Annotated in this window: 19 protein-coding genes; 6 read left to right on the top strand and 13 right to left on the bottom strand. The window is 43.6% G+C overall.

The window, feature by feature from the left end; all coding sequences use genetic code 11:
• Window positions 1-131: 131 nt before the first annotated feature.
• On the bottom strand, window positions 132-1,049 hold the full coding sequence (locus tag CYL18_RS16550) for a DMT family transporter (RefSeq protein ID WP_104850620.1): 918 nt from the start codon (window positions 1,047-1,049) through the stop codon (window positions 132-134).
• A 264-nt stretch (window positions 1,050-1,313) separates the two neighbouring features.
• Between CYL18_RS16550 and CYL18_RS16545 the strand changes: the two genes are divergently transcribed.
• Window positions 1,314-3,230, top strand: a complete 1,917-nt coding sequence (locus tag CYL18_RS16545; protein WP_407984613.1) for a heavy metal translocating P-type ATPase — start codon at window positions 1,314-1,316, stop codon at window positions 3,228-3,230.
• Between the two features lie 292 nt (window positions 3,231-3,522).
• On the opposite strand, the gene CYL18_RS16540 is transcribed toward CYL18_RS16545, so the two are convergent.
• Together CYL18_RS16540 and CYL18_RS16535 are read right to left on the bottom strand one after the other, a co-directional pair.
• Window positions 3,523-4,365, bottom strand: a complete 843-nt coding sequence (locus tag CYL18_RS16540) for a YihY/virulence factor BrkB family protein (protein ID WP_236636504.1) — start codon at window positions 4,363-4,365, stop codon at window positions 3,523-3,525.
• Window positions 4,366-4,393: 28 nt separating this feature from the next.
• Complete coding sequence (locus CYL18_RS16535; protein ID WP_104850618.1) at window positions 4,394-4,786, bottom strand: YtxH domain-containing protein; 393 nt, start codon at window positions 4,784-4,786, stop codon at window positions 4,394-4,396.
• Window positions 4,787-4,988: 202 nt separating this feature from the next.
• On the opposite strand from CYL18_RS16535, the gene CYL18_RS16530 reads away from it, so the two are divergent.
• Window positions 4,989-5,213: a DUF1128 domain-containing protein gene (locus CYL18_RS16530; RefSeq protein WP_236636503.1), complete on the top strand. Its 225-nt coding sequence runs from the start codon at window positions 4,989-4,991 to the stop codon at window positions 5,211-5,213.
• Between the two features lie 41 nt (window positions 5,214-5,254).
• On the opposite strand, the gene CYL18_RS16525 is transcribed toward CYL18_RS16530, so the two are convergent.
• The 3 genes from CYL18_RS16525 to motA all read right to left on the bottom strand — a co-directional run bounded on the left by CYL18_RS16525 (window position 5,255) and on the right by motA (window position 7,477).
• Window positions 5,255-5,773 (bottom strand): type 1 glutamine amidotransferase domain-containing protein, encoded by a 519-nt coding sequence (locus tag CYL18_RS16525; RefSeq protein WP_104850616.1) that lies wholly within the window; start codon window positions 5,771-5,773, stop codon window positions 5,255-5,257.
• A 134-nt stretch (window positions 5,774-5,907) separates the two neighbouring features.
• A complete protein-coding gene (gene motB / locus CYL18_RS16520; protein WP_236636502.1) occupies window positions 5,908-6,651 on the bottom strand; it encodes a flagellar motor protein MotB in 744 nt (247 codons plus the stop codon).
• A gap of 7 nt (window positions 6,652-6,658) precedes the next feature.
• A complete protein-coding gene (motA, locus tag CYL18_RS16515) occupies window positions 6,659-7,477 on the bottom strand; it encodes a flagellar motor stator protein MotA (RefSeq protein ID WP_104850614.1) in 819 nt (272 codons plus the stop codon).
• Between the two features lie 383 nt (window positions 7,478-7,860).
• Between motA and CYL18_RS16510 the strand changes: the two genes are divergently transcribed.
• Window positions 7,861-8,319, top strand: a complete 459-nt coding sequence (locus CYL18_RS16510) for a C40 family peptidase (protein ID WP_236636501.1) — start codon at window positions 7,861-7,863, stop codon at window positions 8,317-8,319.
• A 49-nt stretch (window positions 8,320-8,368) separates the two neighbouring features.
• Here CYL18_RS16510 and CYL18_RS16505 read toward each other — a convergent pair whose 3' ends face one another.
• The 5 genes from CYL18_RS16505 to CYL18_RS16490 form a co-directional block, all read right to left on the bottom strand.
• Window positions 8,369-8,617: a DUF2164 domain-containing protein gene (locus CYL18_RS16505; RefSeq protein ID WP_104850612.1), complete on the bottom strand. Its 249-nt coding sequence runs from the start codon at window positions 8,615-8,617 to the stop codon at window positions 8,369-8,371.
• A gap of 66 nt (window positions 8,618-8,683) precedes the next feature.
• On the bottom strand, window positions 8,684-9,439 hold the full coding sequence (gene pflA, locus CYL18_RS16500; protein ID WP_104850611.1) for a pyruvate formate-lyase-activating protein: 756 nt from the start codon (window positions 9,437-9,439) through the stop codon (window positions 8,684-8,686).
• A 102-nt stretch (window positions 9,440-9,541) separates the two neighbouring features.
• A complete protein-coding gene (gene pflB / locus CYL18_RS16495; RefSeq protein WP_104850610.1) occupies window positions 9,542-11,794 on the bottom strand; it encodes a formate C-acetyltransferase in 2,253 nt (750 codons plus the stop codon).
• A 303-nt stretch (window positions 11,795-12,097) separates the two neighbouring features.
• Window positions 12,098-12,259 carry a hypothetical protein gene (locus CYL18_RS19420; RefSeq protein WP_201741304.1) on the bottom strand — a complete coding sequence of 54 codons (162 nt, stop codon included), beginning with the start codon at window positions 12,257-12,259 and terminating at the stop codon, window positions 12,098-12,100.
• A gap of 51 nt (window positions 12,260-12,310) precedes the next feature.
• Window positions 12,311-13,954, bottom strand: coding sequence for a M20/M25/M40 family metallo-hydrolase (locus CYL18_RS16490; RefSeq protein WP_104850609.1), 1,644 nt, complete (start codon window positions 13,952-13,954; stop codon window positions 12,311-12,313).
• A gap of 137 nt (window positions 13,955-14,091) precedes the next feature.
• Here CYL18_RS16490 and menC point away from each other — a divergent pair, with 137 nt between their 5' ends.
• Together menC and CYL18_RS16480 are read left to right on the top strand one after the other, a co-directional pair.
• Window positions 14,092-15,201 (top strand): o-succinylbenzoate synthase, encoded by a 1,110-nt coding sequence (gene menC / locus CYL18_RS16485; protein ID WP_104850608.1) that lies wholly within the window; start codon window positions 14,092-14,094, stop codon window positions 15,199-15,201.
• 52 nt (window positions 15,202-15,253) lie between these two features.
• Window positions 15,254-15,472: a hypothetical protein gene (locus CYL18_RS16480; protein WP_104850607.1), complete on the top strand. Its 219-nt coding sequence runs from the start codon at window positions 15,254-15,256 to the stop codon at window positions 15,470-15,472.
• Window positions 15,473-15,528: 56 nt separating this feature from the next.
• Here the strand turns inward: CYL18_RS16480 and CYL18_RS16475 are convergent, their stop codons facing one another.
• On the bottom strand, window positions 15,529-16,104 hold the full coding sequence (locus tag CYL18_RS16475; RefSeq protein ID WP_104850606.1) for a beta-class carbonic anhydrase: 576 nt from the start codon (window positions 16,102-16,104) through the stop codon (window positions 15,529-15,531).
• A gap of 159 nt (window positions 16,105-16,263) precedes the next feature.
• Between CYL18_RS16475 and CYL18_RS16470 the strand changes: the two genes are divergently transcribed.
• Window positions 16,264-17,391, top strand: a complete 1,128-nt coding sequence (locus tag CYL18_RS16470) for an amidohydrolase (protein WP_104850605.1) — start codon at window positions 16,264-16,266, stop codon at window positions 17,389-17,391.
• 879 nt (window positions 17,392-18,270) lie between these two features.
• Here CYL18_RS16470 and megL read toward each other — a convergent pair.
• Window positions 18,271-19,455 carry a methionine gamma-lyase gene (megL, locus tag CYL18_RS16450; protein ID WP_104850601.1) on the bottom strand — a complete coding sequence of 395 codons (1,185 nt, stop codon included), beginning with the start codon at window positions 19,453-19,455 and terminating at the stop codon, window positions 18,271-18,273.
• Between the last annotated feature and the right edge of the window lie 96 nt (window positions 19,456-19,551).

The raw sequence follows: 19,551 nt of genomic DNA, 5'->3' as shown, positions 1-19,551 counted from the left end.
ACCGAAGTCATCTCATCGCCGCATAAACACGGCACATCCCTTTTTATTAAACTGTCTACTTTATAGGGTGCAGTTCACCTGTGAGGTGCATACCTTTTTCTATTCTTCGGAAACAAAAGAAAAACAGAACCTTACGCTTGTTTTTCCCGGTTTACAATAATGATGCCCGCTGCCACCAAACAAAGAGAGACTAACACCATTCCCTGCAAAGTTTCATTTAATAAGATAGTGGAAAGGAGAACGCCAAATACCGGCACCAGGAATAAGTACATAGAAACCTTCCCAACCGGATTATACTTCATCACATTATTCCAAATGAAGAACCCTGTTGCGGATACAAATGATAAATAAAGCAATAAGAGCCCCGCAACCCAATCAAAGCGGAAAGGAAACACTCCTTCCAGGCTTATTCCAATCAAGGCAAGGCCCGCTCCTCCCATCATCATCTGCCATGAGGTCAAGACACCTACAGCCACTTTCACACTTGCCTGCTTAGCCAGAATATTCCCGAGAGCACTTGCAATCATTGCCACAATCAAAAGCCATTCTCCCGTGCTGAAATGAATGTCCAGCTTCCCGCTGTTCATATTAGCGAGCACCACACCTGTAAATCCAATGACCATACCTAAGAATTTCCTTACACTCAACCGATCATCAAGATAAATGAAGTGGGCGAAAATAATTTGAAAAAATGTCGTCGTGCCCGCTATGATTGATCCCTGTACCCCTGTGGAGAGGCTGAGACCTATATAGAAAAAAACATATTGAAGAAAGGTCTGGAACAAACCAACCTTTATAACCGGAAGAAGCTCTTCCCTCTTTGGCAGCGCTATTCCCTTCCATAGGTAAAACACCAGCCACAATAAAAGACCGGCTAAGAAAAAACGATAGCCGGCAAAAAGCATTTGTTTCCCGAATTCCCCTGAAGCAATTCCAAAATGCTCGTAGCTCTTCTTAACGACTGGAATGGCACTTCCCCATAAAAAGGTTGCTGCTATCGCAGATGCCAGCACACCTGCCGGATGTGTAAAAAATTTCTGTGCACTCACTCTAAGCTCCTCCAATAAATTAAAACTTGCCCATTCCATAATACCACTTAACACCCACTTACAAGCATGTTATAATAATGTGTACATAATAATTATTATAAATAACAGAATAAAGTGATGCTGCCTCAACACTTGAAGGCAGCTCATTATTTTTAAACCCTTTAATGACGATGAATATTATTCTCAATTAGAATGATTCATTCTTAATTATTTGATTCAGATTCTCGATTAGAACAAAAGGAGGAAGCAATCATGGAGACCGTAATTAATAGCAGTACTCAAACTTCACAGAAGAAACCCACTAAATGGAAGGAATTATCCGATAATTTCAGCTCCTTTTGGGAATTAATCGCAGCCGGCATCAGCGGCTTACTCATTTTACTCGGCTGGCTGCTCTCCAATCAGGATTTAGCGGCTATGTCTGCTATCACCTATATTTTAGCCTATATTATTGGCGGCTACGCCAAAGCGAAGGAAGGCATCATACAAACGATTGAAGAGAAGAAACTTAACGTCGAGCTATTAATGATTTTAGCTGCTGTGGGATCAGCGATCATTGGCTACTGGACAGAAGGGGCTATTTTGATCTTCATCTTCTCATTAAGTGGTGCTCTTGAGACATATACAATGAACAAAAGTCATAAAGAAATCTCATCCTTAATGAACCTACAGCCAGAGGAAGCCTTGAGGATCATTGACGATAAAGAGGAAGTGGTCTCTGTCGGAGACTTAGCGGTTGGTGACCTCATTCTTATCAAACCAGGTGAAAGGGTGCCTTCAGACGGAATAATCCAATTCGGCGAAACATCCATAGACGAGGCAGCTATTACTGGTGAGTCCATCCCAGTCAGCAAAAAAGCAGGCTTAGAAGTTTTCGCCGGGACCGTAAATGCTACCGGCACAATCAAAGTCGAAGTAACGAAGCCAAATAGCGAAACCTTGTTCCAAAAAATCATTACCCTTGTCCAAAATGCACAAAGCGAGAAATCGCCGTCACAATTATTCATAGAGCGATTTGAGGATACTTATGTGAAATCGGTGCTCGTTATCGTTGCCGTCATGATGTTCCTGCCCCATTATGTTCTTGGCTGGTCATGGACAGAGACGTTCTACAGAGCAATGGTCCTTCTCGTTGTTGCATCCCCATGCGCGCTCGTTGCATCAGTCATGCCAGCAACATTAGCAGCCATCTCTAACGGAGCGAGAAATGGGATTCTCTTCAAAGGAGGCGCTCATCTCGAGCAGCTCGGTCACATAAAAGCCATAGCCTTTGATAAAACAGGCACACTTACCCAAGGCAAACCAGTTGTAACCGATATCATAACCCGTAGCGATGTTGACCAAAAAGAGTTTATGCTCAGGGTTGCTTCAATTGAACAGAACTCCAATCACCCGCTCGCCCAGTCAATAGTTCAATATGTGAATGATACCTATCAAGAAACACTGCCTCGTATAGCATCAGAGGAAGTGTCCGGATACGGAGTGGCGGCAATCATAGAAGGCACACATTACAAAATCGGGAAAAAGGATTTCGTCGGCAGAAACGCAGCCAACGCCTTTCATAATGGTATTGCCGATGTCCTCGCTGAAGATGGCAAAACCTTGTCATTCGTTCAAGACGACCACGGTATAGCTGGTATCATTGCCTTAAAGGACATCGTCCGCAACGAGACAAAGGATGCCTTAGAAGCCTTGAAAGACCAAGGTATCTATACATGCATGCTAACAGGCGATAACGAAAGAACAGCCCATGCAATTGCGAAAGAGAGCCATTTAGCCGGTTATGTGGCCGAATGCCTTCCTGAGAGAAAAGTGGAAGAAATCAAGAAGCTGCGCAAGGAATATGCCGCCGTCGCCATGGTCGGAGATGGAATTAACGATGCCCCGGCACTCGCAAGCGCATCAGTCGGAATTGCCATGGGCGAAGGCACCGATGTCGCTTTAGAGACAGCTGACATTGTCTTGATGAAAAATGATTTGCCTAAGATTGCTGAAGCCATCAAGCTATCGAAAAAGATGAATCGAATCATACGCCAAAATGTCATCTTCTCCATCACCGTCATTATGGTGCTCATATGTTCGAACTTCTTCCAGATTCTCGATCTCCCATTTGGCGTCATTGGACATGAAGGAAGTACCATTCTCGTCATTTTGAACGGGTTACGCTTACTCAAATCATGAAATTACAAGAACCCGCTCCAGCGGGTTCTTTGATTTTGCTCGGCATGATTACTTATGCTAAAGACCAGAAGCCTTGCTCATGCCGCGCTTCTAATCAGAAAGCACAAAATAGAAAACAACGATTTGAGCATCTGGGCTATGATTTTCAAACTTTAAGGTTTTCATCCATAGCCAATGGAGTTCGTCAATTCAGCTAAACTGCAGGTTAAATACATATCACAACTACTAGAGCATGTTAGCTCTCACCAAGCTTCCCCATAAGAAAAAGACTCTCCTAAAAAGGAAAGTCCCTCTATTTAATCGTCCGATTATGCCTTAGAACAGCATTTATTTCCCCGCCAACAATTATGACTAAGCCAGATATATAGAACCAGAGCATCAAGACAATCAACCCGCCTAAGCTTCCGTACGTTGATGAAAAATTAGCGAAGGAGTTGACGTAAAAGGAAAAGGCTAGTGACGACAACGCCCATCCTATACTGCTAAATAGCGCTCCCGGCCATGCCCATTTAATCGGCAGCTTCACATCTGGTCCCAGCCAATAGAGCATCGTAAAGACGAAAGTAGTAACCGCAATTGAAATTGTCCATCGAAGCAAGGTATACATAAACGATGGCTCAAAGCCCAAGAAATCAAATACTATACCCAAAATCATCTTACCAAAAATCGGAAGCAAGAGCGAAATCACTACAACGATAATCATCGCTACAGTGAGCACAAGAGCAAGCGCGCGGCTAACGATGAAAGAACGGCTCTCTTCTACATCATAAGCATGATTCAAGGCTCGGATAATGGCGTTAATCCCGTTGGACGCTGACCAGATTGTGGCCAGGATCCCGAAGGATAACAAGCCGCCATTACGATTCTCCATCACCGTTGAAAGGCTCGACTCAAGCAATTTCACCGATTCACTAGGCACGTATGCTTCAAGCATACTGATAATATCCTGTGTTGTTACAGGAAAATAGGGAAGCAAGGTAATTGTAAAGATTAACAACGGAAAAATCGATAATAAAAAGTAATAAGCCAGCTGGGCTGCAAGCCCAGTTATTTCATCTTCCTTAATCTTTTCATAAAGATGCTTTAAAATTGTTTTCTTCTTATATCGACCGACATCAGTCACAACTTTCGCCACATCAGTTCCTCCTTAGAATTCGAGTAGATTATTGGATGGAAGTAGAAGTGGCATTCTTATTTAAGGATGTTTGATTTTTCTCATCATTATTCGTATGCTTATCAACGACAACTTCCTTCGTTTCTTTAATCACACCCGCAACCTGCGGAGGCACTTCCTTCATTTCATCTACCTTGCTTGAGATAAAGGATACATCCTCACTGATCTGTTCAATGCTGGTACGAAGCTTGCCGCTCATATCCTTTACACTGCCCACAAGATCATCCGGATTTTTCGCCATCCCCTTAATATTGGTCATCATGTTTTTGCTGCCAGTCATCACTGAACTTCGCGTGTTCTTATCAAGCAGGCTGATGGCAATCCCAGCAACTGCTCCTCCTATAATACCGAGCCATAACTTATTGCTTTTTTTATTATTCATATCAATCGCTCCTTTTTATATTTTAATTTATATTCATAGATTTACCTATATAAAGGAAGTTGTAAACATCATCTCCTGATTTCATCTATATAATTCATCGTTCATACCCTCTCTTCAACCATAGGAAAAATAACTGTTTGACACCTGTATAGATACATGGAAAAATAAAGGCTATCAATCATAAAAGTGAGGGATGAATATATTGGCTGATTTAACGAAGAAAAGCCCAGAGAACATTGAACACATCATTTCATCCATACAGGGAAAATTACAAATGATTAACGCTGCTGCTATGAAGCCAGAAAGCTTCACAGCAAGCTCCTACGAAGACTTGCTCGAGATTTATGAAATGGTCATGTCAAAGGACCGCTTTAGTCCAAGAGAGATGCAGGCAATCGTGGAAGAACTCGGCAATCTTAAGAAATAGCAAAAAAGGGAGGGACAAAATAATGTCCTTCCCTTTTGATATTATTTAGAAAGCAGAGCCAGGGATTCACGATTAAAGGCAGGGATATCATCCGGCTGCCTGCTTGTCACAAGCTGTTCGCCGCACACGAATACCTCTTGGTCATGATAGGTTGCTCCTGCATATTCCAAATCTACCTTAATGGACTTATATCCTGTCACATTGCGGCCATCAAGTGCTTTAGCCGTAATGAGCAGCTGCGGTCCATGACAGATTGCAAAAACCGGCTTTTTCTCATCCATGAAAGCTTTTGTGAACGAAACAAAGCGCTCATCGCCGCGAAGCTGATCTGGTGAGAAGCCGCCAGGGATAAGTAATGCATCATACTCATCAGGAGTAACTTCGCCAATGCCTTTATCGATTGATACTTGTTCCTGTCCCTGTTTCCCTTTTACCGTTTGCCCTTTCTCAAAACCAATGTTCACCACTTCATGACCAGCCTCTTTAAAAGACTTTACTGGATCTGTGTATTCTACATCTTCGAATAAGTCTGTGATTACACATGCAATTTTTTTACCCATTTTTCCATTCCTCCCATAGTTCTGAAATGTATCTACACTTCCATTTCTTCCCTCCAAGGACTTTTATAAACCCAATCATGAAAAATGAAAAGAGCATGCCCTCCTATGTGAGCATGCTGCTTATTGGTTCATATTCATTGTGTTGCTTCAACAAGGGAGGTCTGGGGCAGAATCAAAATTTCCACTCGCCTGTTTCTTGCCTTTCCAGCCTCGGTTTCATTTGAAACTACGGGCTTATATTCTCCAAATCCATTTGCGCTGAATAGAGCTGGATTAAGCTTTTCGTTCTCCAACAGAAGTTTCATGAAGTTGACCGCTCGCATAACACTTAGTTCCCAATTCGATTCATATTCAACATTCTGGATCGGCACATTATCCGTATGTCCGCTAATCATAATGTTGCGCGGCGGTTCCATCACTAGCAGGGAAGCGATTTCTCGTGCCACATCTTCATCCCCCTTCCTAACTTCAGCAATACCAGAATCAAAAAGCACATTATCACGGATTGTAAGGAGAAGTCCCCCATCCGTCAATGACGTATCCAGCTTTCCATCCAGTTCATTTTCTGCAATATAGGCATTCATCTTCTCTTGAATGTCAGATAGCTTCTCTTTTTCCATATCTGCAGGCTTCTTTTCTTTTTCCTTTTCTTTTTCTTTATCTGTCCCTTCTTCTCCCTTGATTCCTGTCAGCCTGTCTTCAGGCATAGGGCTAGGGTTTTGAAAAACACCTGTACCACCCTCAAATGCCATATTGAAAGCACGAGAGATTTTATCGAATTTACTCGAATCGACCGAACTCATCGCAAACAGAACAATAAATAGGGCCAGCAGCAAGGTTAAGAGATCACTATATGGCAAGAGCCATGATTCAGACATATGTTCCTCATGCTGAGATTTCTTCTTTCTTCGCCTGGACATACTCTCTCATCTCGCCTTCCAACCATTTTTTTCGTTCTGCCGATGGCAAATAGGAGGATAGCTTTTGCTCAATTGTTCGCGGAGCTTCCCCTTCTAGAATAGATAGGATTCCCTCAATCATCATTTCTTTCCGTCTGACTTCCTCTCTGGATTTGCGTCTTAGCTTATTAGCGAAAGGATGCCAAAGTAAGTAACCAGTGAAGATTCCCATCAAGGTAGCGACAAAAGCAGCACTTATGGCATTACCTAGCACTACCGTATCACTCATATTTCCTAATGCGGCAATCAGTCCGACAACAGCTCCTAGTACCCCCAGTGTCGGTGCATATGTTCCAGCTTGCGTAAATATTTGTGAACCGACGGAATGTCTCTCTTCCATCGCGTCAATCTCGTCAGATAATATATTCCTTATGTATTCCGCGCTTTGTCCTTCTACAGCCATATTCAACCCATTGCGAAGGAAAGCATCTTCCACCGTTTCAGAAATCTTCTCTAAAGCGAGAAGTCCTTCCTTGCGGGCAATTTGAGCCCATTGTGAAAACGTATATATTAATTCATCAGCCGTGATGCCCTTCTCTTCAATGAAAATGATCTTGATTAATTTCGGGAGCTTTATAAGTTCGTAGGTCGGAAATGCGACAAACACGGCCGCCGCCGTCCCTGCCAAAATAATTAAGATAGCAGCCGGATTGATAAGAACTGATATATCCACTCCCTTCATTACCATTCCTGTACCAACCGAAATGATAGCCAGTAAGATTCCTATTATTGATGTCTTATCCATTCTCTTCACCCGTTCCCTACTAATCTAGTATCTATCTTAATATCGGTTCCCCTCCTCATTCCTTTACAAGAATTCAAGCTCATTTAGACTATCTTATTGAGAATAGGTAAAAAGGCACCGGGTAAATCATTTAGTTTTTACGCATTTAGACAAAATCCACCTTTCATGACAAGTGGATAATAGATGAATAAAGCCAGTTATACGAGCTGTTCTACCTAGCATTTTAACAATTATGTCGACGACCATAATTTCATGTAATATTATTGTCATTTTTTTCTAATAGTGTTGTAACCTACAAAACTAGGTTTTTAGTTATAGTAAAAAAGTAGAGAAAAGGCGGTATGATTTACCAAAACCGTCGAACATATAAATGGGGGTCTATCGTGAAAAAATTAATCATCGCTGTTACGATTCTGTTGTCGTCCGCTCTTTTGCCATTTGGACCTGGTCAATCAGACGCTTCCGCAGCCTTTTCATCGAATAGTGTCAATAAAATTGTCAATACCGGAAAGAAATATATTGGTACACCCTATAAATGGGGCGGCATCACACCAGTGGGATTTGACTGTTCAGGATTTGTAAACTACACCGTTAAGAAAGCGACCGGAAAGACTTTACCACGCACTACAACATCCCTTTACAAAAAGGGAACAAAAATATCTAAGTCCAAACTGAAAAAAGGCGACCTGCTTTTTTTCAATACATCCGGCAAAGGAATCTCCCATGTAGCAATCTATATGGGAAATAACACAATGATTCATGCTGCATCAAAGGGTGTCAAAACAGATAAACTCACCAACTCATATTGGAAGAAGCGTTATGTTGGAGCAAAACGCCTCTAACTATAAAAGCCCGCACCTAAAGACTTGAACGTCCTGGTGCGGGCTTTCTTTATCGTTTATTCCCTTTTCTTAACAACGCATACAAATCCTCTTCCAATCTGCTTGCATGAACCTCAGCTTGCTTCACCGCATCCTTAATCCCAGCATTATAATAGTAGGGGCCAATCTGTTCTGCAAAAAAATCAAGAATTGTGCCGGCTGCTAGCTCACCAATCTCCTCATCGCGTTCCTGATGATAGAAATACTGAATTTCACTGATTATTCGCTTTCTCTCATCTGCATTCCATTTCACTAACATTAAGATGGCCTCCTTATAACCAAAAAAGGTAGAGGAATCATCTCCTCTACCTTATCTTACTCGATATCAGCCTTGAGAAACAGGCTTCTTTAAGTTTCTTGTTAGCATCTGATAAGCATGTTCCACAGATTCATCACTAGGTGAGCTAATTTCAGAAAGTGGATATTTATACCCAAGAGCTTCCCATTTATAGACTCCTAACTGATGATAAGGCAGGATTTCAACCTTCTCGACGTTCTCTAATGTTCCAATGAAGTCTCCTAATTCCTCTAGGTATTCATCCTGATCATTGATAGTCGGCACCAATACATGTCTGATCCAGACCGGCACCTTCTTATCAGAGAGATAACGGGCAAATTCTAAAATATGCTCATTCGGTTTACCTGTCAGCTTGACATGACGTTTGCTGTCAATATGCTTTATATCCAACAGAATCAAATCTGTGTATTTTAACAACTCATCCAGTTCCTCAAGGAATTCCGGCTTATTAGCAAAGCATCCGCCAGAAGTATCAATCGTTGTGTGAATGCCTTTTGCCTTGCAAAGCTTAAACAGCTCAGTGACAAATGGAATTTGCAAAAGCGGTTCGCCGCCGCTTACCGTGATACCACCGCCTGAAGCATCCATAAAAGCTTTGTATTTCACAACATCTTCAACAATTTCTTCAGGAGTCACCTGTTTGCCATCACCAATTTTCCAAGTATCGGCATTATGGCAGTACTGGCATCGCAATAAACAACCTTGAGTGAATACAATGTAACGGATCCCTGGGCCATCGACTGTTCCACACGTTTCAACAGAGTGTATATTCCCGTAAATCACGAGATCCCATCCTTTCTTTTTTCAAAAAATGTAAATACGTTTTTAAAAGAAAGTCTCCCTGCTTTGGACAGGGAGACTCTGCTTAATACTTAGGAGTATTAATTACATTGTTTCATGGAACGTACGGTTGATAACATCAATTTGCTGCTCACGAGTAAGCTTGATGAAGTTAACCGCATATCCAGATACACGGATTGTCAATTGCGGATACTCTTCTGGGTGCTCCATTGCATCAAGTAATGTGTCACGGTTGAATACGTTGATATTCAAGTGGTGACCTTCTTTTGATGCATAACCGTCAAGAATCGCTGCAAGGTTAGCTTCACGTTGGTCTTCATCACGTCCAAGGGCTTTTGGCACCATGGAGAATGTGTTAGAAATACCATCTAGAGAGCACTCATACGGAAGCTTCGATACTGAAGATAGGGAAGCTAACGCACCTTTTGTGTCACGTCCGTGCATTGGGTTCGCACCTGGCGCAAATGGTTCACCAGCACGGCGTCCATCTGGAGTGTTACCAGTTTTCTTACCGTATACTACGTTAGAAGTAATTGTAAGAATGGATTGTGTGTGCACAGAGTTACGGTATGTTTTATGTTTTTTCAATTTAGTCATGAACGTTCTTACAAGCTCAACCGCAATGTCGTCTACGCGATCATCGTTGTTTCCGTATTTAGGGAAATCGCCGATGATTTCGAAGTCAACTGCTACTCCGTTTTCGTCACGGATTGGTTTAACTTGCGCATATTTAATTGCGCTCAATGCGTCAGCTACTACGGACAATCCAGCGATACCTGCTGCCATTGTACGAAGGATTTCAACATCATGCAACGCCATTTCAATACGCTCATAGCTGTATTTATCATGCATGTAGTGGATAACATTCAATGTGTTGATATAAAGCTCTGCAAGCCATTCCATTGTGTTATCGAATTTAGCCATAACTTCTTCATAATCTAAGACTTCAGAAGTGATTGGCTGGAAGTTTGGTCCAACTTGGATTTTAAGTTTTTCGTCCACGCCGCCATTGATTGTGTAAAGCAATGCTTTAGCAAGGTTAGCACGCGCTCCGAAGAATTGCATTTGTTTACCGATACGCATAGCGGATACACAGCAAGCAATTCCGTAGTCATCGCCGTATTCTCTGATCATGATGTCATCGTTTTCGTACTGAATCGCACTTGTTTGGATAGACATTTTTGCACAGAAACGCTTGAAGCCTTCAGGGAACTTAGTAGACCATAATACAGTCAAGTTTGGCTCTGGAGCTGGTCCAAGGTTTGATAATGTGTGCAAGAAACGGAAGGAGTTTTTCGTTACAAGTGTTCTTCCATCCAATGCCATACCACCGATTGATTCTGTTACCCAAGTTGGGTCTCCACTGAACAATTGGTTGTAATCTGGTGTACGAGCAAACTTCACAAGGCGAAGCTTCATAACGAAGTGGTCAATGATTTCTTGTGCTTCTTGTTCTGTCAATGTGCCTTCACGAAGGTCACGTTCGATATAGATGTCAAGGAAGGAAGAAGTACGTCCAAGAGACATCGCAGCTCCGTTTTGTTCTTTAATTGCAGCAAGGTAAGCGAAGTATAACCATTGTACTGCTTCTTTTGCGTTTGTAGCTGGTTTAGAGATGTCGAAACCATAGATCTCTGCTAATTGTTTCAATTCACCTAACGCGCGAATTTGCTCATTCATTTCTTCACGTTGACGAATAACATCTTCAGACATCGTTCTTGAGCCATAGTTTTTCAATTCTCTCTTACGTTCTGCGATCAAGAAGTCTACACCGTACAATGCTACACGACGGTAGTCACCGATGATACGACCGCGTCCGTATGCATCTGGAAGACCAGTGATGATACCAGCTTTACGAGCTAATTTCATTTCATCTGTATAAGCATCGAATACACCTTGGTTATGTGTTTTACGGTATTCAGTGAAGATTTTTTGAACCTCTTCATCTACTGTGAAACCGTAAGATTCAGCTGCAGCCACTGCCATACGGATACCGCCGAACGGTTGTAGAGAACGCTTGAATGGTTTATCTGTTTGGAAACCAACGATTGTTTCAAGGTCTTTATTTAAATAGCCAGGACCATGTGAAGTAATTGTAGAAACAATTGTAGAATCGAGATCAAGGACGCCGCCTGCTTCACGTTCTTGTTTTGTAAGATCCATTACTTGTTTCCATAATTCTTTTGTTGCTTCAGTTGGACCTTCTAGGAATTCATCGTTACCAGTGTATGGAGTGATGTTTTTCATGATGAAGTCACGTGTGTTAACTTCTTTCTGCCAGTCGCCGCCAGCAAATCCTCTCCATGCATCTTTAACTTTAGTTAATACTTGTTCCATACTTAAACCCTCCATTATCTTGCATTTATATGCTTCAAATGATTTGTTTTATGACTGATTGATAGGTATAACAGTTATCTATAATCAAATGATACATCTAAAATGTGAATTTGTGAACACCTTTTTTTCAATCATTTTGTGAAAATGCAAACAAACCATATATATCAAGGGTTATTGGATTGTTATAAATTATTTCCATATAAATTAAATAGGAAGAATCTCAAAACTGTTACATAAGAACTTATCCAAATGACGAAACTGTACTATAAAAGACCGCCATTTTATGGCGGCCTATTAATTCCATCAATGGCCTTCTTTAGGCACCCTATTCTTGAATGCTTCCTTTGTAACTATATACTGTTCTTCCGTCTCATGTTTCTCATGGTTACCGCCCGTTTCGGCATGATGGGGAAATTCTCCTGGATGGCTCTTCTTCTTATGATTGAAGCTATTGCCTCGACTCATGTGTTCACCTCCTTCACTGACTTAGCTTCTCACAAAGGAGGTGAAATATGATTAGCAGGAATAGACAGCATGCTTCAACAAGGCCGGCAATACTTCCGTAGAGAAGGGGATATGCAGCCGCTCAGTCCGCTTGTGGGCATCCTTCCCATAGGGACCAATATTAATTGCAGGCACATCTAGGTCGGCAATTAATTCAAGCGGGATGTCATAGCCTGCTCCATAAAGAGGCATCTCTTTCTCCAAAACCTTGGCAACCTTTTCTTTGTCACGCAGACGGAAATAACTGACATCCGACAGCCCCTGAAAATAAGAAACCATTCCGATCTCTTCATTGTATTCCTTCTTCGCCTTAGCAATACAACTCATAACCACTCCCCTTGCCTTCTCATCCTTCTCGTCTTCCTTCAGATATACATGGGGATAAAAGGGCGGTGACAGCATGATCAAGTAGAAGGGAGCCAAATGTTTGAAATAAGAAGAAATTACTCCAGCGATAGCAGCTGTCAATTTCCCCATATTCGTTCCAAGATCCTGCTCCAGCTTTTTAACATGTTCTTCAATAGCCTGGCGGAAGGTACTTCCATGCTCCTTTAGTCCCTTCTCGTATAATTCCCAATACGTATACACCTTTGGCTTAGTGATATTCCGTGTATCGGCACCTTCCTGATAGCCTAATGATTGATAGGTTTCCATAAGCCGCTTCCCAATATATTCACTGCTCTCTCTCCCAATATTCTTTAGCTTGCTCATTACATCCTCAGGAGTTTGCAGGAGTGTGAGGATATTCAGAAGGATGTAGGCATTCGTGGGTGTTTGTACATCATATGATTCCTTTAAATCCGTCAGCTTGAGGGTCGTCGGTAAAGGATTACGTTCTCCCTGTGAACTTTCGAGAAAATCTGCCGAAAGCTCTGACCTTTCAGCAAATACACTAGCCATCCAAGCGGCATTTAATCCCTCAAGAGGCTCTCCAACATGTGTTTCTGTTCCTGTGCAATAAATGAGGGGGAGCATCTTTCCGACTGATCCGGTATAGAAATATTTAGACCGGTCGCCAGGGTAAGCTCCAAAGCTTGGCTCTGAACAAATGGTCAGCTCATAATTCAGTCCAAATTGTGCTCTGATTTCATCTAATAATTCAACCCCGGCAAACATTCCTGCTGAATACCTTTCCTCATCCGGCGTTGCCAGAAGGAGAAGATTATAGCCGAGATCCTGCTGTTTACATACCTCTGATATCAAGGCTAGCTGCACAGCAAGCCCAGCCTTCATATCCATGATGCCTCTTCCGAATATCCATTCGCCCGACTGCAAATCCTCTTTCGCGTCTATAGGCAGCTCCTCTCGCTCCAGCGCTCTTGTATAATCCATCGGGGAGAATGCAAGAGGCGTAAGTCTTCCGAAATCCTCCACCCCTACAACATCGTAATGACTTAACAGGATAATCGTCCGGTTTCTTTCATCATTCCCTTTATATAAACAAGCCACAGCTTTCCGATCGAGTGAATCATGACGAATCGCTTTTTTGAAAATATATTCGGGTCGTTTTTGATAATACGGTAATTCCATGAGGATTGAGACAATCTCCTCCTCCATCCGCAGTTCACCCCTTGTTCCCGTCACGCTTGGAACTCTGACCAATCTTAGCAATAAATCTAAAATTCCTTCCTTTGTATTCCAATGCCCCATGCTCATAGCTGCCCCCTATTCGTCACTCATTCATTTCTTTCCATTATACCAACTAATTTTAGAATATTCAGTCCATTATATTTGTTGCGGAATCGGCTCCGTGTTTGGGATACTTTAAAGAGAGACAAAGAGGTGAAAAATAGATGAAAATAACCAGCGTAATCCTTCATTATATACAAATGAAACTCAAGAATCCGTTTACTAACAGCTTCAGTACCGTTAAAGACCGTCATTTTATCATCGTAGAAGCGATAACAGAAGATGGAGCGACAGGCTGGGGAGAATGCGTTGCCTTCAACCAGCCATGGTATACAGAAGAAACCATTCATACCTGTTCATACCTATTAAAGGATTTACTCATTCCTTCCATTATCGGCCGACAGATTGATCACCCGAATGAACTAGAATCCATTTTCGCGCAAGTACGCCGGAATCCGATGGCCAAAAGCGCACTTGAGGGCGCACTGTGGGACCTCTATGCCCAAAAGCGCGGACTCTCCCTCTCAAAGGCTTTAGGCGGACAGAAAAAGCAAGTTGAAGCCGGTATCAGCATTGGTTTGAAGAAAAACGATGAGGAGCTTTATTCAGCCATAGATAAAAGCCTGACACAGGGCTATAAGAGAATTAAATTGAAGATTAAGCCTGGTCAGGATATTTCGCTCATAAGTAAGGTGCGCCGCCGTTACCCCGATATTGCTATCATGGCAGATGCCAATTCCGCTTATACATTAGCGGATTTAGATCTTCTGCGCGAGCTTGATCAATATGACTTAATGATGATTGAACAGCCTCTTGCCTATAATGACCTATATGAGCATGCCCTTTTACAAAAAGAGCTAAAAACAAAGATTTGCCTGGATGAAAGTATTCAATCTGCCCACGATGCCCTGCAAGCTATCCGCTTTGGCAGCTGCCGGGTCATCAATTTGAAAATCGGCCGTGTCGGAGGATTATCTGAATCCATCAAAATTCTTAAGCTATGCGAGGATGAGGGAGTCGATGTCTGGTGCGGCGGCATGATTGAGACTGGAATCAGCCGTGCGCATACCATTGCGCTTGCTTCCATGAAGGCGGTCAATCTGCCTGGCGATATTTCAAGCACCCAAAATTACTGGCATCGGGATATCACCGCACCAGAGGTCGTAGTATCAAACGGTTATATTGATACACCAACTTCGCCCGGTTTAGGCTTTGACATAGACCGCGATGCACTTGAAGCCTTCACCATGCACAAAGAACGCTTCCATGCATAATCTTTCGTCTCTAGGGTAAAGAAAAAGAAATACAAAAGGGAGATGATGCCAAATGCCAAAAGACAAAAAACAATTATCTAGGGGCAAAATGGATAATCCAGAGCACTCTCTGACAGATGAAGAGCATATGCTCGACAGGTTTGAAGAAGAGCAAAACGTTGATTCTATCCCGCTCGAGGACCTCCGTCAGGAAAACGAGGAAGAAAGACATCCTCATGATACGAAGAACTCTTCCTCTAGCGAGAAAAAATTCAAGCCTGAAAAGCAATGAACGGAATAAACCAAACACACCCGGACAAAACGGCCGGGTGTGTTTTTATTAGAATTTCACTTTCCTGAGACTGCTTCATACCCATCGGCTACAACTGAAAGTCTTCCGGTCTCCGGATGAATAACCATCCCTGTTACCGGGATATGAGATGGAATTAATGGGTGATTCTTAATTAGTTGAACGCTGCCATTCACGCTTTCTTGCACATTTGAGAATCCTTTCACCCAATCGTTCACCTTAATGCCTACATTCTCCAAGGTCTGGAAGGTTTCTTCCGGCACGCCATTGTCCTTCATTTGGCTAATAAAAGCATCTGGATCAATGGTGGACATTCCGCAATCCTCATGTCCAACCACGAAAACCTCCTCCGCACCGAGCGCATGGACAGCAACAAGAACAGAACGCATCACGCTTCCAAACGGGTGATTCACGATGGCACCGGCAGTCTTAATGATCTTTACATCCCCATTCGAAATGTTCATTGCCTTCGGAAGCAGCTCCACTAGTCTCGTATCCATGCAACTAATGACAACCATCTTTTTATCCGGGAATTTATCTGTCTTATATGGCGTATATTCCTTCTTCTCTACGAATTCACGATTATGAGCCAAAATCTCGTCTAATGTATTCATTCAATCCGCCCCCTGAAAATGTGTTTATCTCTTTTTATTGTACATAAGTTGACTAAATAGTTAAAATAATATACAAATTTTAGAAACCGGAAACTTCTAGCCATAATTGCGTAAACTATCCTGATACTAAAAATACACATACAGAAAGGATACCTTCACTTGAAAAAGAAGCTGAAGCAACTCGAACCATATGTCCATTCGTTATTTGCTCATTTGCATTCTCATCCTGAAGTGAGCTGGAACGAAAAAGAAACCACTGCTTATCTTCTTCAGCGACTAAGCGAAGATGGATTCAAATGTACCCCTTTTGTCTCCTTTCCTGGCTTAATTGCTGAAATCGGCTCTGGCAAGCCTGTCATCGCCATCCGCGCAGATATGGATGCCCTCTGGCAAGAAAAAGACGGCACCTTCCAAGCTGTCCATTCCTGTGGGCATGATGCCCATATGTCAATCATTCTTGCTGCAGCGGCGCTTTTAAAAGACAGCATCGATGGCTTGAAAGGCACCATCCGCTTCATATTCCAGCCTGCCGAGGAAACAGGTGAAGGTGCCATTGCTGTCACCAAGCTCGGCTTGGTTGACGATGTTGACTTTCTGTATGGCCTCCATCTCCGGCCGATTGAAGAGCTGCCGCTTGGTGCAGCTGCCCCTGCTATCAATCACGGAGCAAGCCACCACATCCTCGGCAAAATAATTGGTGAAGACGCCCATGGAGCAAGGCCGCATCTTGGGACAAGCGCCATCGAAGCCGGTATGATGCTGCACCACTTACTGAGCCAAATCAAACTATCACCAATGAATCCGCACTCCGTCAAACTGACCCGCTTTGAAGCCGGCAGCGATAACTTAAATATCATCCCAGGCACCGCTATATTCGGTATTGATGCCAGGGCTCAATCAAACGAAGACCTCAACTACCTGAAAAGCGAAATCCAGCGTTCACTCCTTGCACTTGAGAAATGGTACGGCATAAGCATTGAACAAGAACAACAGCCGGACACAACTGCCTCGATAATCTCTAAAGAAGCCTTAGACTACATGGAAACCGCCATTATCGACACGCTCGGCAAAAAAGGGCTGCACAAAACCGTCATCACCCCCGGCAGCGATGACTTTCACTTTTATACAAAATTACGCCCTAATATTAAGGCAACCATGCTCGCCCTCGGCGCCGACCTCACACCAGGCTTGCATCATCCGCAAATGACCTTTGATCACTCCTGCCTAATAATCGGGGTGGAGATTATGGCACGAGCCGTTTTAGAAACGATGAAGGCGGAATCATGATGGAATGATTTCGCCTTTTTAATTGGAGGCTGGGTGTGGCAGCTGCTATTGGACTATTTTTTATGCGAGCAGATAGGATCCGGGTGGGGGGCTTTGCTGGTGTTGTCCACCCTTTGACCACCCTTCACACCCTTTGCCTGGGGAAAGGGTGGGGATTGCCTGGCTTTTCCCACCTTTCGACCGCCCTTTGACCACCCTTCACACCTGTTGCCTGAGATAAGGGTGGGGATTGCCTGGCTTTTCCCACCCTTCGACCGCCCTTTCCCCACCCTTCACCCCCTTTGCCTGGGATAAGGGTGGGGATTGCCTGGCTTTTCCCACCTTTCGACCGCCCTTTGACCACCCTTCATACCTTTTGCCTGGGATAAGGGTGGGCTTTGCCTGGCTTTTCCCACCCTTCGACCGCCCTTTGACCACCCTTCACCCCCTTTGCCTGGGTAAAGGGTGGGCTTTGCCTGGCTTTTCCCACCTTTCGACCACCCTTTGACCACCTTTCACCCCCTTTGCCTGGGATAAAGGTGGGCTTTGCCTGGCTTTTCCCACCCTTCGACCGCCCTTTGACCACCCTTCACACCTGTTGCCTGGGATAAAGGTGGGGATTGCCTGGCTTTTCCCACCTTTCGACCACCCTTTGACCACCCTTCACCCCCTTTGCCTGGGTAAAGGGTGGGAATTGCCTGGCTTTTCCCACCTTTCGGCCGCCCTTTCCCCACCCTTCACCTCCTTTGCCCGGGTAAAGGGTGGGCTTTGCCTGGCTTTTCCCACCTTTCGACCACCCTTCACCTTCGCACCCTTCACCCCATTACCCTCATGAATTAAAACTCCGAAAATAAAAAAGATCGAACCATAAAATAGTTCGATCCCATTCCCCTCAAACAATCATCCATTCAACGCTTGCTCTATATCAGCCCATATGTCTTCCCATGATTCTAAACCTACGGAGAGGCGGATTAGCTGGTCCGTGACACCCATGGCGCGGCGCTCTTTTTCAGGGATGACAGCATGGGTCATGGAGGCAGGATGAGAGATTAATGTTTCGACGTCGCCTAGGCTTACGGCGATTTTGATGAGCTGGAGCTTGTTGAGAAAGGCTTGTGCCTCTTGCTTGCCTCCTTCTTGGAGTTCGAAGGAGATGACGCCGCCTGGCTGTTTCATTTGTTTAATGGCGGCTTCGTGTCCGGCGTTTTCTTCGTTCCATGGAAAGTAAACATTTTTGACGCGCGGGTGTTTTTTTAATTGTTCATTGATTTTAATGGCATTTTCGCTATGGCGGTCCATGCGGATTGGCAAGGTTTTTAGTCCACGCAAAAGGAGCCACGCATCAAATGGGGCGATGATGCTGCCAATATCCTTTAAACCGTTCTTCTTGATGGCGGAGATGAAGGATGATTTTCCGGCGACAAGACCTGCGACGACATCCCCATGACCGCCGATGTATTTCGTTGCACTGTGAAGCGCGATATCGCACCCAAGCGCAAGCGGCGATTGAAGATATGGTGATGGGAATGTATTATCTACGACGACCGGGATACCGTGCTCCTTCGCTACTCGAGCGACCATTTCCAGGTCAATGACGCGCATTGTCGGGTTGATTGGCGTTTCGACAAAGATGCAGGTCGTTTCCGGCCGGATGCTGTTTCGAATTTGCTCCTCTGTTTCCATTGGACTGAAGTCGTAGTCAATCGCGTATTTCTCTTTTAGCAGGACCAACAGATCGAAGGTACAGCCATATACACCTAGGGAGCATAGAATATGGTCATGAGTTTTTGTTAATTCGATTAAAACGGCTGAAACCGCTCCCATTCCAGATGCGAAGGCAGCGCAGTCTTCCGCTCCCTCCAAAACGGCGACTTTTTCCTCAAGCGCTTGAACAGTCGGGTTGCCGAGCCGGGAATATATATAGCCCTCCTCCGTTCCGGCAAATCTTGCTTCTCCTTGCTCTGCTGTATCAAAAGTAAATGTTGAAGTTTGGTAGATTGGTGCGGAGAGACTCCCCAAGTGCTTTTTTGTATCATACCCGGCATGGATAGCTGCCGTTTCAAAATGTTTATATTCTTTTTTCATCCGTTATTTCTCCTCCAATAAAAACAGTCATATTCTTCCAGTATGATTTTATCATATGCCCACTAGGAAAATCATGGAATATTTAATTAGACAAAA

The organism is Pradoshia eiseniae (assembly GCF_002946355.1).
Taxonomy (GTDB): domain Bacteria; phylum Bacillota; class Bacilli; order Bacillales; family Pradoshiaceae; genus Pradoshia; species Pradoshia eiseniae.
The sequence above is the reverse complement of the archived record's forward strand: the minus strand, read 5'-3'. Positions and strand labels throughout refer to the sequence as shown.

Excerpts from the sequence above, each read along its gene's own strand:
- megL (WP_104850601.1), bottom strand. The coding sequence starts at position 19,455 with ATGAAAAAAGAATATAAACATTTTGAAACGGCAGCTATCCATGCCGGG.
- CYL18_RS16475 (WP_104850606.1), bottom strand. The coding sequence starts at position 16,104 with ATGAATACATTAGACGAGATTTTGGCTCATAATCGTGAATTCGTAGAG.
- CYL18_RS16480 (WP_104850607.1), top strand. The coding sequence starts at position 15,254 with ATGCCAAAAGACAAAAAACAATTATCTAGGGGCAAAATGGATAATCCA.
- CYL18_RS19420 (WP_201741304.1), bottom strand. The coding sequence starts at position 12,259 with ATGAGTCGAGGCAATAGCTTCAATCATAAGAAGAAGAGCCATCCAGGA.
- CYL18_RS16490 (WP_104850609.1), bottom strand. The coding sequence starts at position 13,954 with ATGAGCATGGGGCATTGGAATACAAAGGAAGGAATTTTAGATTTATTG.
- CYL18_RS16505 (WP_104850612.1), bottom strand. The coding sequence starts at position 8,617 with ATGTTAGTGAAATGGAATGCAGATGAGAGAAAGCGAATAATCAGTGAA.
- menC (WP_104850608.1), top strand. The coding sequence starts at position 14,092 with ATGAAAATAACCAGCGTAATCCTTCATTATATACAAATGAAACTCAAG.
- motB (WP_236636502.1), bottom strand. The coding sequence starts at position 6,651 with ATGTCTGAATCATGGCTCTTGCCATATAGTGATCTCTTAACCTTGCTG.
- motA (WP_104850614.1), bottom strand. The coding sequence starts at position 7,477 with ATGGATAAGACATCAATAATAGGAATCTTACTGGCTATCATTTCGGTT.
- CYL18_RS16535 (WP_104850618.1), bottom strand. The coding sequence starts at position 4,786 with ATGAATAATAAAAAAAGCAATAAGTTATGGCTCGGTATTATAGGAGGA.
- CYL18_RS16525 (WP_104850616.1), bottom strand. The coding sequence starts at position 5,773 with ATGGGTAAAAAAATTGCATGTGTAATCACAGACTTATTCGAAGATGTA.
- pflB (WP_104850610.1), bottom strand. The coding sequence starts at position 11,794 with ATGGAACAAGTATTAACTAAAGTTAAAGATGCATGGAGAGGATTTGCT.